General features: G+C 40.9%; 2 protein-coding genes. Both read right to left on the bottom strand.

Features of this window, described 5'->3' with window-relative positions:
• Positions 1-188 precede the first annotated feature (188 nt).
• Complete coding sequence (locus tag Q0037_RS09780; RefSeq protein WP_297517647.1) at positions 189-3,923, bottom strand: hypothetical protein; 3,735 nt, start codon at positions 3,921-3,923, stop codon at positions 189-191.
• A gap of 346 nt (positions 3,924-4,269) precedes the next feature.
• Positions 4,270-14,880: a fibronectin type III domain-containing protein gene (locus tag Q0037_RS09775; protein ID WP_297517644.1), complete on the bottom strand. Its 10,611-nt coding sequence runs from the start codon at positions 14,878-14,880 to the stop codon at positions 4,270-4,272.
• Positions 14,881-15,591 lie beyond the last annotated feature (711 nt).

Genomic DNA, 15,591 nt, shown 5'->3' with positions numbered 1-15,591 from the left:
AATCGACCCTTCTTAATCTCCTGAAATACAAAGTGCTAAGACGATTCAAAATCTAATGTAACATATATTTTTTGAACAAAACAAGCTATTCGATTAACGCTTAAAAACCTCGATAAAATGCAATAAAGCCCGCATAAGCAGGCTTTATTTTTATTTTTAACATGATATTATTTACAAAATTTACAGGCTTAATTTCCTAATTTTTTCACCCACTTTTGACCGTTGGCAAAAACACCTTTAACAATCAAAACTGCATTCGTAGGGAGATGATTCACTGTATATTGGAACACATCTAAAGTACCTGAAGCATGTAACTTACGCCCATTTAAATCAAAAACCTCAACTGATTTTAAAGCCTCTTCTTGGGAATGAACCATCAATTGTCCTTCGTTTAATTGTACTTTTACACCAGGTGTATCCGTAATCGTTGGGGTATCCAATAACGTTTGGTATTGAATTTCAAAACGGTTGGCAAAACTTCCCAAAGCAGTAGTAAATGTATATCCGCCGTTGTTTAGCAAGTGCATGGCGCCCGTTTCATTATCTTTCAAATACACAGCAGTATCGGCCTCAAAAACACCTTCCAATCCGTCTAAAGCAACCGTGTATGACCCTGCTGCATCTACAGTGTACGACAATGGTACAATATCAGTGGGCACAAAAGGAGCCTGACGTCCTTGGATAGCATAACCTTCATTTCCGATGGTTGAGCTCAATAAAATGGTTCCATCAGCAATTTGTTTGGCATCAATTTCAGCATCGAAACCTTGTGTAGCCTCAGCAAAATAACCCACCATGATTTGTGAAAAAGCGCCATTGGTGTTGGTCATTTTCAACCAGTAACGATCATTGGATACGCTCTGAGTAGCATTGGCTGTTGTTTTAAACATTTGGTTGGCGTTATTCAAAATACGCATATCATTATTGAACACCACTTCAGTAGCATTTTCGCGGGCTTCTACGATAAATCCTTGCCCTACTTGAATGACTCCGTTAGGGTTCACCCCTTCTCCATTGGAAGAATGTCCGAATTTAGAAATGGCCCAGTAGGAATTGTGAGGTGCTCCGTTGGTTTTTCTCCAAAAATAAACGGTACCCTTAATATTATTTTGATTGGCATCCAAGAACTTCGCTAAGCTAATGGTAGAAGGATACGGATTTCCAACCAAATTAAATCGTTTCGTAGAATCGATTGAGTTAGTCAAAGGCATCGAAATCGTTCCGTTATGCGGTACCCCAACAAATTGTCCGTTCCAAATCGTTGATGAAGTAGGATGATTGTTGGGAACACGAACTAAATACCCACGAGCACGTTCCATGGTTACCGAACCTGGTGCCGTAATCGAGTTGAAAAAGTTAGTCGTCGTGTTGTAAGTGTAAAAACGAGAGGTAGGAGAAACCGAAGTTAACGGGGAGAACCCTAATAAGTTTTGTCCTGTTACGGGCGTCGACCACATGATGTAATCTAAGCGTTTTAAAGCACTACTTCTACGACGAACAGTGATCGGTGTTGTATTGGCTGCTCCGTTGATTTGTACTAAGTTGGCATTACTCTCAACAATCAAGTTGGTCGCTGCAGTCGTAGTAATTTGGTTCGTTACGGCAAGATTACCTCCTGCTCTCACAGTTAACACCCCAGTTCCACTTACTACCACATTATACGCGGCACCATCGACTGCGCTAATCTCAGCGGTTTTAGCCGTTCCAATGCTTACTTTACAATAGGCATTGGGCACTACATTTTCGGCCCAGTTTCCGGGTTCATTCCAATTCGTATTGATAGCACCAGTCCAACTGCTGTTTCCTAAAACCTCAATGGAAACTTCGGCTGGAGTGCCACAATCACCAGTAATTTGAACATAATATTTTCCAGGACCCATATTCGGCAATACTGCCCCTGTCCCTAAAAAGTCGCCATTCCCATTGGGTGCTGTATACCAAGACGCATTGGCATTGGTCCCTGTTAAGCCATTGACACGTAAGGTAGTTGTTTGATTCGCTGCAATATCATTGGCATCGGCCGTTGCACTGGTATAATTGACGGGTTCGATAACTACTACTGTTACTTCAGCGGTAGAAGAACACCCAAAACTATTGGTCGCTGTAACCGTGTAAGTCGTTGTAACCGATGGAGTCAATCCTATTGGATTTTTTGCATTTGATGTGAAACCAGCTGGATTTGAGGTCCAAGCATAAGTAGCTTCTGGAGCGGTTGTTAAAGTACCCGAAATTACCACACTATTTACAGCCCAATACCAGTCATAAGATCCAGTATATCGCAAACGAATAAATACATTAGACTGGTTTAAAAAAGTGGAAGTTAAACTTATGTTGGCTGTTGTGAATGCGTTTGCTGAACCTTGTGTGCTAGAATAGGTAGTTAAGGTTGTCCAATTTGTTCCATTGGTACTCGCTTCAACAAATGCTCTATCATCGGTTCCTGAGTTAAATCTGTAATAATGTGACAAATTAATAGTAACTGCTGACATTCCATTGGTATTGAATGCAGGTGATACCAATGTCGTGTTAGTTATTCCTCCTGACCCTTGCGCATCACTATCTGACAAATAAAACTGAGACGCATCTGGAGTAATAATTGTTTCACCTCCTGTTCCAAAACCATTATTATAACCACTATCTCTTAAAGTCCAAGCAGCTCTCGTGGGGGTACCTCCAGTACTTTGATTTGTCGGTGTCCAATTATTAGTCAAACTATTAAAATTTTGATTCAAAAGCGTTACAGCCGTTGAAGAATTCGAGTTGGCAGAAGCGATCAAATTAACCGATTGACCCAAACATAATGGATTGGCAACACTAGCCACTGCCGTAACTTGGGTGGGTATAGGATTGACTTGTATCGTTCCTGTAGCTACAACTGAAGCACATCCACCAGTAAGCGGAATAGAATAATTGAAAGTTCCAGCAACGGTAGGTGTTCCACTAATTGTAATTGTGTTGGAACTCCAAGTAGGGGTTACACCGGCAGGCAAACCTGTAGCAGTACCGATTCCAGTTGCTCCTTGCGTGGTGTGGGTGACGGTAGGCATGACAGCGCTTAAACATAGTGTTGGTGAACTTGAAGCACTTCCCACTGTAAAAGGAGTTGCTCTTCGCAACACTAACAATATTGAGGAACTTCGATCGGAAGCTGATAAAGTAGCAGTACCATTTCCTGTTGCACCACTTAACACGCAATCGTTCCATGCTGCCCCCAAAGCGGCATCATCGGTTAGGGTAGTGTTGTGATCAAAAAGTTCCGTGCGTGAATTTGACCAGTTACTGAAAGTTCGGTCATTATTGATCATAGAAATCATCAATACCGCTGCATTCGCTGATGAAACTGTAGTCCCCGTAGCCGTTGGTATATCTGAATTTTGATTATTTAATGTTAAAGGAACTACATCAAAAGGACCTCCAACCGTTCCATTAGGGCGGAGCGCATTGGTCGCAACCCCTGAGAAAGCCACGATACTTCCGATGGCCATATCAGCTCTATCATTGGGCATGGCAAAAGAAAAGTTTGCGCCTTCAGTACCATCGGCAATACGGTATAAAATGGTTCCAAACCAAGAATTTTCACCATTAGCTGTACCTTCTTCACGTATCAATCTACTAGACACTAAAGTCCAACCTGAGGCAGTATTGGCAGTTAATCCTCCATTATCATTATCGGTTTCATTTTGAACAATCGTAGCAATCAAAACATCACCCGCTATTACGCCTGCAGGTCTTGCAATTGATAACGTTCGGTTAGAACCTGACAAGTTTGAGGCATTGGTTGTAGCAGTACCACGTTGTGCAATTTGCCCCCAAGAAATCGAAACACAAAACAGCAAGGCCAAAAGTAAAAAGGCTTGCTTCAAAAAGCGTGTGTTTGTAAATACAGGGCGAAAAATTAGATTTGGGGTAATCATTGTTTTCATAATGAGTAGGTTTAATGAACTAATTAATTTCTGGTTACAAAATTGGAGTCAATTCCTACATTTTGAAAAACAAATCGATTAGTTACCCTAAAAATCGTTAAAATGTATTTTTTTTTAATTCGATGCATTTTGTGGGTTTTTTCTGTTTTTTTATCGAACAAATCGCGTCGATAAATTGCATTTTTTTCGGTTTAAATGAAATCAAGCCTATAATTCGTTATAATAAAAAGATAAAAAGCTACAAAAACTACTAAAAATTTATTTTTTGTATAAAAAAGAAAACAAAGACCAAAAAAAAGACCACCCAAAAAGGCGGTCTATTTTAAATTAGAAAGAGAAAGAACATTTATAAAACTTTTTTCACTCCAGTTAACCCTGAAATGGTGGTTACTTGAACAAGTAGTACTTGATCCCCTTCTACAGGTAAGCTTACTTGTGTAGCATTGACTCCTAACTTTTGCACAATCAAACGACCACGTAAGTCATATACACGAACAGTGTCAATAGATTCGGTGGCAGAAACCTGAACGTGAGTTGGATTTTTCACCACCGTAAAACTATTCGGATTCAACGATGGATTCACCGTAGACAAGGCATTTTGATACACCAACTCCAGACGGTTGCTAAATGTGCCTGCCGCAGTCGTAAAGGCATACGGACCGTCGTTCAAATTATGGTAAGCACCTGTAGTCAAATCATGTACATAAACCGGTTGCGAAGTGGAATCAAACAAACCGTCTTTACGGTCAATGGCCACACTAAAGGTTCCAGCGGTAGCCACTTTGTACGTTAACGGTACTACATCAGCAGCATCAAAAGGAACAGGACGTCCGTTCATAATACACGCTACGCCATTCACAGGACTCGTTAACTCTGTGGTTCCATCATTGAAATATTTAGAATCGGTTCCATCCAATCCCAAGGTTCCATCGGTGAAATACCCCACCATCATCTGGCTAAATTCTCCCGCTGTACCGGTGAGATTCAACCATACACGATGACGCTCAATCGACTGTGTCGTAGCAGCAGTTCGGAACGTTTGGTTGGTGTTATTCGCAACACGTTGCCCGTTGTTGAACGTCAAGGTCGTCGCTGAACCTTTTGCCTCTACTATAAATCCTTGTCCTACTTGAATCACCCCATTCGGATCTTCTGTAAACGGTTGACCATTGTCGGTATACGTATCGGTAGATAAGTTATAGGTACAGTACGTTGGGTTTTGTGTTCCATTGGTTTTACGCCAAAAATACACGGTAGGCTCAATCGCATTGCTGTTGTCATTATAGAAATCCGTCATGCTCAACGTCGAAGGATACGGATTACCCACAAAGTTGTAACGCTGTCCTGGCCCTACATTGGCCATAGTGATATTCTGTGTCCCATTGTTGGGTACCCCGGTAAATGATCCCGTCCAAGTAGTCGGAGCCGTAGGGTGGTTAAAGGGTAAACGAATCAAATACCCTTTCCCCAATACCATCGAATGCGAAGCAAAATCAGCTACTTGGTTGAAAAAATTGGCTGAAGTGTTGTACGTATAAAAACGTATTGTGGGACTCACAGACGTTTGTGGTGAAAAAGATAGAAGGTTCTGAGCCGCCACTGGTGAAGACCACATAATATAATCTAAACGTAATAATGGATTTGACGTGCGTTTTACAATAATAGCTCCCGAATTCACGGCCGATGGATCGGCTTGAATCAAGTTCGCATTACTATTTAACGTAAACGAAGCTCCTGTATTAACTGTAAGCGATCCATTAAGTTGAACATTTGTACCAGAGTTCACCGTTACAACTGCATTATTGGTTACTGTAATTGAACACGCATTGAATGTTGATGCAATCATTAGGTTACCACTAATTATCGCTGCTTTTGTACTCGTTGGTGAACCATTGCTCCAAGCAGTTCCGCTCCAAGTTGTAGATTCGATAGTAATCGTTGATGAATCTGAAAGAGCTACCGTACAAGCACCATTATCCACACTAATTAGATTTAAGGTTTGCGAAGTTGTTGCAGCAGTTACGGTAACCGTAGCTGTTCCTCCCGTCAATGTAACTGTTTGTGTAGCCCCACCGTTCAAATTATAACTTGCAATTGAATTGGCAGTTCCTGAAAGCGTAAAACTCACATTGGATCCTGGACACTGATTAGCACCATTAGTCCCCGAAATTGAAGCCGACAATGTCGTAACCGTTGTAGTAATCGTATTGGAAGTAGCGGGTGAACCTGTTAAACAAGGGCTTGCATTGGAGGTCATTACCACACTTACAATATCGCCATTGGCTAAGGTACTTGTGGTGAAAGTTGCACTGTCAGTATCCACATCAGAACCGTTTAATTTCCATTGGTAGGAAGGGGCACTACCGCCATTGGTTGGTGTAGCGGTAAAGGTTACACTTGTGCCTGCACAAATCGTGTTATCGGCATCACTAGAAGCAATAGTTACGCTTGCTGTTTGCACCGAATTAATTGTAATTGAGGCCGAATTATTCGCGCTAATTGCCGAAACGCATCCATTACGTATAAAATTAATAGTAATCGTTGTTGCACCACTATTGGTGATATTGGTCGTAGTAAATGTTCCCGTTCCTGCAGTTGAAACCACCATAGTTCCAGTTGCACTACCAGTGTTTGCACCACTTAACGTGTAAAGAACAGCATAGGTACCCACAGGTAATTGTGAAGTTGTGGTATTGGTTAACGTAACAGTAGCCGGACTTCCTAAACAAGCGGTGGCCGAAGTTGAAGTTAAACTATTCGTAGTACAACTTCCTACATTTACGTAACCTGAAGTTGCTGCAAAATACGTTGTGTTGATATTTTCTGCAGGCGAACCTGTTCCACCATAGGAAGAACTTGTGGTTTGAGCCGAACTTCCTAACGTTAAATTGGCAGCTGTATGACGATTAGTTCCCAAGTTTATGGTTCCATTAGCAATAGTTAAAGTACCCGAAACCGCTATAGGGTTGGCCAATGTTACACTACCCGATGAAGTTCTGTTAATAGTAAAATTATTTAGTGCATTAGTTGATCCTGGTGTAGTTTGATCCAAATAAATTGTACCAAATGCACCTGTTCCGAGGATTTCAATTGAAGAAGTGGTCGAACCCTTAATTCTGCTTGAAGCATTCATCGTTATAGCCGAGGCAGTAGCTGCTTTACCAAAAGTTGCAGTATACCCATTCAAATTTAATACGCTGTTTGCCGTTGTAAATTGAATAGGATCTGCTGACTCATCTACAAGTAAGTTTTGAGCCAAAATAACCTCTCCTCCAGACTTGCCAATTCGCATTACATCAATATCAAGCGGATCTGAGGTCGAATTAATAGTTTGGTTATTGGACCCTTCAAAGAAAATAGCTCTTCCATTAGCGGTAAAGACACCATTGTCATTCATATTACCCTCAAGCTTTAAGTCACCACCAATTGTTCCAGACAAAATCGTAGTTCCATTGTTTATATAATTTCCTTTTACGGTTAATGCTTGAGACATTGCGTTTATATTTAGCGAAAGTGTAGAACCACTGTCGACAGTTAACGAACCTGCACATTGACGTGCTGTAGTTGTACCAGCATTGGCTCCTAAATTCAGCGTAGTAGTATTACTTATTTGCACATTATTTGGGTATCCTGCTCCCGAAGTAGCACTCCATTCTAAACCTCTTCCGTATGAACCTCCCGTATTGTAAATTAAGGTAGCAGAACCTCCATAAGTAGGTGCTATACCATTGGTTGATTGTACATAACCATTCGCATTAATTTGCAGAACTCCATTAACAGTAAAGGTTCCATACTTTACTAAAATACCTCTAGAAAGCGTCAATGTTCCACCTGAATTTACAGTTATACCCAAGAACTTCTTTTCATCATCACTACTAGTAGTAGCATCTCCGGTAAATGTTGTAGTCGAACCCGAAGCAATTACTAAACTTAAGTCATTACCAAAGCCATTATCGGTTCCATATATCGCTCCGCCGGAACTTGTACTTACTGTAATTGTTTGTGTAGATCCATTCATTGTTAATGTTTGAGCTCCACTAGCTTGCAATGCTCCGTTAGTGATTGTAACATTACCTGTAAGACTACGATTTCCTGTTAATTGAATCCAACTTCCATTAGTTATAGTTAAGTTAGCCGGTCCATTGCTTGCAGGCCATTCGAGAGCTTGATTTCTTCGAGAACCAAAACCTCCACCATAATTATATTGTAACGTAGCGGATGAACCAAAAAGTGGACTATTGGTGGCAATTGAACCTCCATTATTTAATGCTAATACACCATTTATAGTAGTTGCAGTACTTGGTGTTAAAGTTCCATTCGCAGTAATATTGTTAAAAGTAGCCGTACCCGAAATACTTGCTGTTCCTGCAAATACAATAGTTGTATTTGAACCTGCAGTAAATGTTCCATTATTGGTAAAACTACCACCGGAAGTAATGGTTAACGTTTCCGTTCCACCCATTGTCAATGAACCACCGGTATTTATAGTAATGCTGTTGGCAACACCATCCGCACCAGTACTTAAATCAGGGTAGTTTGAGGCACCTGAGTTAATAACTACATTTGTTGAAGCTGTTGGAACACCACCACACCAATTAGACGCTGTATTCCAATCAGAGCTGGTTGTACCCAACCAAGTCCCGTTATTCACTAAACTAGCGGTTACTGCTAATCGAGACGTACTTTCGCATCCACTTACCGTTTGTGAGGCATAATAAACGGTATTATTCACTAAAGCTGTTGAACTACTTAACGGACTCCCGCCGCTTGATGCTGCATACCATTGAATAGAAGTACCATTTGCAGTAAGGTTAGCAATTGTCGATCCAGTACAAAGGATTTGGGTGGCAGTACCGGTTGGTGCTGTTGGATTGGTTGTAATGGTAACCGTAACCGCAGTCCTATTTACACTTTCACAACCATCTATTGTTTGCGAGGCATAATAAATCGTATTATTTACAAGAGCAGTAGCAGTACTTAAAGCAGTTCCACCACTAGAAGCTGCATACCATTTAATTGCTGTTCCTGTGGCAGTTAGACTCGCTATTGTAGCATTTGCTGCCGAACAAAAAGTCTGATTGCTTGCCGTAGGTGCAGCTACATCGCCACAACCTTTTATACTTAAGTCATCAATTCCAAGTCCTTGACTATTAGTGGAACCGGCAAGACCTGTATAAGTCCACATTAAATAGTAAGTCGACCCATCAGCTATTGACAAGCCTGATAAAACTACGGATTTAGCAGTATCGCTCGAGGGTGAAAATACTACTGTATTGTTGGCATCGGCAGGATACGATTGATTACCATCCGTTGCTGCAGTTGTGGGTGTTGATGAAGCTCCATGGAAAAAAGTCCAATCAAAGGCTCTTGTACCCGAACGGTATTTTTCGTATTTCCAATCAATTGTTAAATTGGTAATCGTTGACCCTGTATTATTTTTAAATGCTGCAATAATTGAACGCGGAGAACTATAGGAGCCCGTTGATAAAAAACCAAGTGCACGATCCGTAGCTGACGCTGTAACACCATCGGCCCAGTTGATGGCACCGCCACTACTTGAACTAGTTACTGCTCCCAATCCAGTATTTCCATAAGCCTGTGTCGTTGCAGTGGTCCCTATATTGAAATCAGTACCTATTCGAATACCTGTTGGAGTAGAAGCTGTAGCAGAAGTTCCCATACCATTAAAATTTTCTGTTACTGCTGTTCCTAAAACAGACAAGGATATAGTTGAAGCAAGCGTAGAATATCCTGTACTTACAGAAGACCAATCGGATGCGCCCGAAGCATTTACAGCTCTAATTCGATAATAGTAAGTTGTTCCTTGTGAAAGGCCTGAAAAAGTATTGGAAAGTGTGGCACTAGCAATTGAATTTTGCGTAGCTACCGGGCTACTAAAATCAAGAGCGTTAGTTGACAGTTCAACAGTGTAAGTAAAAGTGATACTACCTCCACCGGTTGGTGCAGTCCAATTGGCCGTAATAGCACTAGTAGTAGCGCCAGAGCCATTACCTACTGTAGGCGCATTATGTAAGGTAGCTGAACTACCATTTGTCGAACTTGCAGAGGTACCTGAAGCATTAACAGCACGAACACGAGCGAAATAATTAGTATTTGGTGTAAGACCTGTAATAGCCTGACTAGTACCTGAAACCGTTAAATCATTGTAGCCCGAAACAAAACTTGTAAAATTTGAAACTGTAGAAAGATCCAATCGGTAATCTGATGCTCCAGTTACCGCAGACCAGCTCACTGTAGCTGTAGTATTGGTAACCGCACTAAATGAAGGAGCATTCGGTACAGAACTAATCGTAATTACGCTATTACTTAAAGGCGATGTCGTTAAATAATCGATTGTTGCTCCGCTATTGTTAAAAGCAAAAACAAATGTGTAATATGTCGTACCTTCAGTTAAACTGCTGTTGGCAATTCCTGAAATTGTAGTACCCACACTTACTACTGTTCCCCCTCCTAGACTATTACCAGCAGTATACGCTGTGCCATCTACTGGATCAGCGGATAAACTGGCCGTAGTACTTCGAACAACAATATATCCATCAGGGCTTCCTGAAGCATCCGTAAAAGCAGTGCTAAATGAAGTACTCGTAACAGAACTAAACACTAAAGAAGTTGGCTGAGCTGCAGGTTCAGCTTTTGGAGTAGTAAACGAAATAACTCCCCCATAGCTTGTTCCCGAGCTATTCGTTGCATAAGCTTGATAATAATAAATCGTATTAGGCGACAATGAAGAGACACTGGCGTTAAATGTTCCTGTTCCTGTCCCTGAGGATTGATCGGTTACACCACCTTCTCCCAGCGTTGGCGTAGGATCAGATGAACTGTATACAAATCCTCTAGCTGTTACTGCACCACCTCCATCTGAAGTAATTTCACCATTCAAAGTAGCCGAGGCAGCAGTAACTGAAGAGGCGGCCGAGGTGGTAAGCACGGGTGGCGTAGCACCAGACTGAGTTGTAGCGTTGGCTGTAGGTGCGGATGCAGTAAGATAATTATAGGTAGTTGCATTGCTGCCATCCCAAGTGTAGGGGATTAGTAGATAGTTATACGTTGTGGTAGAAGCTAGTCCACTATTACTGAAGCTAGTCGCGTTATTGGCGATAACAGATGAAACAATACTTGTATTAGCTCCTGCAGAAGGTGCTGCACCATTTGCGCTAGCCAATGAAGGAGTGTTGGGGCTAATTGCCCTTAAAAGTATATAGCCGCTAGCAGTAGCACCTGTGCTTGGGAAGCTAGCCCCCGTCCAGCTTAAATCAATAGTACTCGATGAAGTTGCTGTTGCTGTCAAATCGGTTGCTTGCGCTGAAACAGGAGAAGAAAGGGTACGGAACGATTTTTCATCGCCATAGGCCGTTGCTGTAGCATTGGTAGCATAAGCACGCACATAATAAAGTGTTTGAGCCGCAAGTGAATTTAATGAAGAACTAAAATTGGTTGCACCCGTTCCATCGTTTGTTTTAGTTGACAGGGCAACAGTTGGTGCAGTAGTTGTATCCCAAGCCACACCTTTAGCAGTAATACTATTCCCTGTAAGGGTTTGACCACCACTGGAAGCGCCACTAAAGGTAATAGAACTAGCAGCAACGGTAGTTGCTATTGTGGGTGGGGCAAGGTAAACCGCATTTGCATTGCCGATTACATATTGTTGATTTCCGGAAGCAAAGCCCGAAGATGCTGAAAGTGTATAAGGCCCCGTACCTGAAGGAGTGCCTATAGTTGACACGTTATATGGACAAGTGGTATTATAGCGTCCAAGATCACAAGAACTCGCCGGATTAAATGAGATGGCTTGACTTGAAACTGGCCATTGGAAAACAACGCTCGAAGGAGCATTAGAACCATTTAACGTCCAAGCCAAATTAACAACTCGAGTTGCATCAGTTGCAGAGCAAGGTAAGGTACTCGAAACAGTAGCGGTATAATTGGTGGCACTGCCAGCCGTTACCGTAAGTGGCGCATACGCAGTAGCAGTTCCTATAGGTAGTGTTTTAGCGGTACTTACCGAATTCATAGTTACTGTACCCGTGGCATCAGCAATGATATACCTACTGGCAGTTGCACCCGATGGAGAATTACTTAAAGTTAAGGTATTGCCATTGGTGGTTAGGTTACCGTTGGTAAAGGTTATGGTACCCGTTACAGCTGTATTGGTGCTTAGGGTTACTCCAGCACTATTGTTTAGAGTAAGATTGTTGGCGCTAGCAACGGCTGCTCCAGTCACTTGTTCGGCGGATCCGTTGAAAGTGTAGTTGGCAGCAGCATTATAAGTACGAGTTCCCGAAAGCGTTATTGAACCATTAACACCTCCGGTATTGGCAGTAATTACCGAACCACCAGAGTTTATAGTTGAAGCCGCACTACCACTAAGCACATTAGTGCCCGCATCAAAAGTAGCATTACCTAAAACCGTAAAGGTTCCAGTACCGGTACCTAGGTTTACGTTACTACCCAAAACAACAGTATTGGTGCTAGTACCATTACCTACATTCCAATTGATGGCATTAAAGATGGTACCTGATGATTGGCTTATTGTTTGTGTACCGGAAGATTTATTGAAAACAAAAGAAGATACTGCAGAAAATGAACGTTGTATTGCACCCCCAGTCTGTGAAAAATCACCTCCGATATTTATTGTACTCGAGGCAGCATTAGAAACTGCATTAAAATCAAGCACACCTCCAGATATGGTTAAATTCCCAGCGACATTTATTGTAGCAGCACCAGTGCCAGCAGTACCAGATCCGATAATTGCCAAAGTACCCCCTTGAATATTAAGATTTCCATTAATAGTTGACGTCCAAGTGGCACCAGACCCTCCTAATCTCAGCTGAGCTGTACCAGTTGATATAACATTAAAATTACCTGTCACTGTTCCAATTAGACCTCCATTTAAATTAGCTGAGCTTGTCTGACCTGTACAGTTCCATGTAAAATTTCCGAACGTTTGATTCAAGCCTGATGCAGATCCGGTATTAGTTGTGTATCCTATGATATTACAATTTGATGCCGAATTCCAAGTCGCTGTTGGAATTACACCAACAGTTGTTGTGAAATTATGCTCATAAGTTCCGGTTGAACTGAATGTTAGGGTTGTAGTTAAAGCACCTGTACTTGTGCCTGAATTACGAAGTGTTCCGTTAACTGTTGTAGTTGAACCAGTGTAAGTGATTGTTCCAGAGCTATTAACTGTTCCATTAACTAATAAGTCTGGCGCAGATGTTCCATTGGCAATTGTCATTGTAGCATTTGAACCAAGTACAAATACTTTTGTTGCAGAGACTACGCATTGGGCATTTGAGCCTGCTACATTGAAATCAATTGAACCTGTTTGTCCCGTACTTTCTAGTGTTTGGGTGCCAGACGTCCCTGTTAATGTTATTCTAGTTATTACATTAACAGTGGCTGTTTCTGAAATTGTTCCTCCGGAATGGGTAAAATTACCTCTAACATCTAGGAGCGCAAAAACCGAATTGGTTCCAGGCGATGAAGATTCACTAGAAAAACTCAAGGTTCCCGCAGATTGAATGTAATTGCCATTCACAACTAGTCTATGCGTTCTAGAAAGTGTTGAGGCTGCATTGGTTTGTAAAATGAAAGCTCCTGAACCCGTAAGATTAAAATTTCCAGCTACTGTAAATGTCACATTACTGGTTGTAGATGCCATAGTTATATTACCACTTGAATTGTGAGTAAAGCTTCCTTGGATGCTTCCGGTAAAAGCAGCTGTAGCAATAGTAAATGCTGTATTACCATTTATCAATACATTGCCGAAACTTTCAGTAAATTCATCCGAATTGATATTCTGGTCAATCTGCAAAGTAGAGTTTGCATTCCATGTAATCGTAGGTATAGTACCGCCAGAAGCGTTGTGGATATAAACCCCTCCGCTCCCACAAAATACAGCACCTGTTGGAGTTAATGTTGTTGCAGTTGCTTGCCTTTCATAGGTTCCATTAATAACCAAATCGTTTGCATCAGGTCCATTGGCTACTGTAATCGCGCCACCAGTTGCTAATACAAGCTTACCTCCTGAATCGATAGTTGTCTGATCAATTGTTATTGTTGTACTAACAGTGACTTCATGCGTATTTAAAATTGTAATTGGACCATTAACACTTGAAGGAGCTGAATTTGCATCCGACCAAGTACTTCCCCCATCTGTACTTACTTGCCAAGTACTTGCATTATTCCATGCACCCGAAACTTTAGATCTATATCTACCCTTTTCTATCGTTAAATGATTGAAATACATGTTTCTATTTCCATTTCCTTCATTTTGATTACCAATAAAAAAGTTAACAGCATTTATAGCAGAAGATGAATTGATGGTCGAATTATACGTTGAACCACCACTTCTGCTCGTCATAGAAAAACTATATTGTGTTGAACTTGTTCTGATTAATGTTACTAGCATTGGAGTTGTTCCATAATTAGAATCAGCCGTAACTCCGCCAGCTGTTATTGTACTTGATCCTGAATTAATTACTGTAAAAATTGTTGTAGCTCCGTTTTTAAAATCAAATCCTTTCCCGCCACCATTAGCATCCCAATTCATTGCCCAGTAAAACGTTAACTTATCACCAACTTCCATAGCATTTTCAAAGGGTCTAGTCGCATTCATGTATGCGGAACCAGTTGCAAACAATCCAAATGCATTCGTTCCGATACCGGTAGTACCCATGCCGTTATTTGCTGGATTACCTAAAAAAGACCCCGAATTTGTTCCTGCAGATAAAGTCCAGACACCAAAACCTGAACCTAGATTGGATCCATTTGTCCAAGAAGAATAATTAGAGGCATTATCCGTAAAATTCTGCCCCCACCCATTCAGACCAAGCATGAGTAACACAAAAGTCAAAAGTTGAAAACTGCGTTTTGAAAAAGTGTTGTTGTGTGCATGAGTTGCACAATCTTTTGTTGATGTAATAGTATTCATAATAACCCGATGTATTCTAAGAATTTATTAATTTAAAATATTATGTAGGTTATGGTCAAAAAATAAAAGTAGTTTGGGGCGTAATGCACTTTTATTTCATCTATTTTTATAGACATTTAAACGAAATCGTTTTCGTAAAATGACAGAAAGTAAATATACTAAAGTAGGTAATTAACAATTAATAAAAAAAATACAAATCGTTGTAATGAATTGTTTTGTCGATTAAATACACTAAATATTATAGTTTTTTAAAATTTAATTAAAAAATAACTTTATCTATTATTTCATCTTAATTACATATGTTTTTATCATTTATAACGTTTTCAAATTTGCCCCACCTCTCCGGAGAATGGACAGTCAACAGACACCCCAAAAAACTCTCTGGCTAATCGCTAAAACTATTTACTAATTGTTGAAAGCTAGTTGTTTAAAACAACTTTCGAACCTTCGCGCTTCATGGCTAAATACATTGATAACATGGTGCTCCCTTACACTCAAAATCCATCCACAAATTCAAAATTTAGAACTCATCATTTACAATAACCAAAAAAGCTGCTCGGTAGAACGAACAGCTTTTTTTATTTGAAAGTCATAAGTCGTAAGTCAAAAGTCGAAAGTCGAAAGTTTAACTAATCACTAGTCACCCCCGAAGTTTCGGGGCTAGCCACTATTCCCCCTTTGGGGGCTAGGGGGCTCACTACCGCTTCAACG

Source organism: Flavobacterium sp. (genome assembly GCF_027482425.1).
Taxonomy (GTDB): Bacteria; Bacteroidota; Bacteroidia; order Flavobacteriales; family Flavobacteriaceae; genus Flavobacterium.
This window is presented reverse-complemented; position numbering and strand designations above follow the sequence as displayed.

Excerpts from the sequence above, each read along its gene's own strand:
- Q0037_RS09775 (WP_297517644.1), bottom strand. The coding sequence starts at position 14,880 with ATGAATACTATTACATCAACAAAAGATTGTGCAACTCATGCACACAAC.
- Q0037_RS09780 (WP_297517647.1), bottom strand. The coding sequence starts at position 3,923 with ATGAAAACAATGATTACCCCAAATCTAATTTTTCGCCCTGTATTTACA.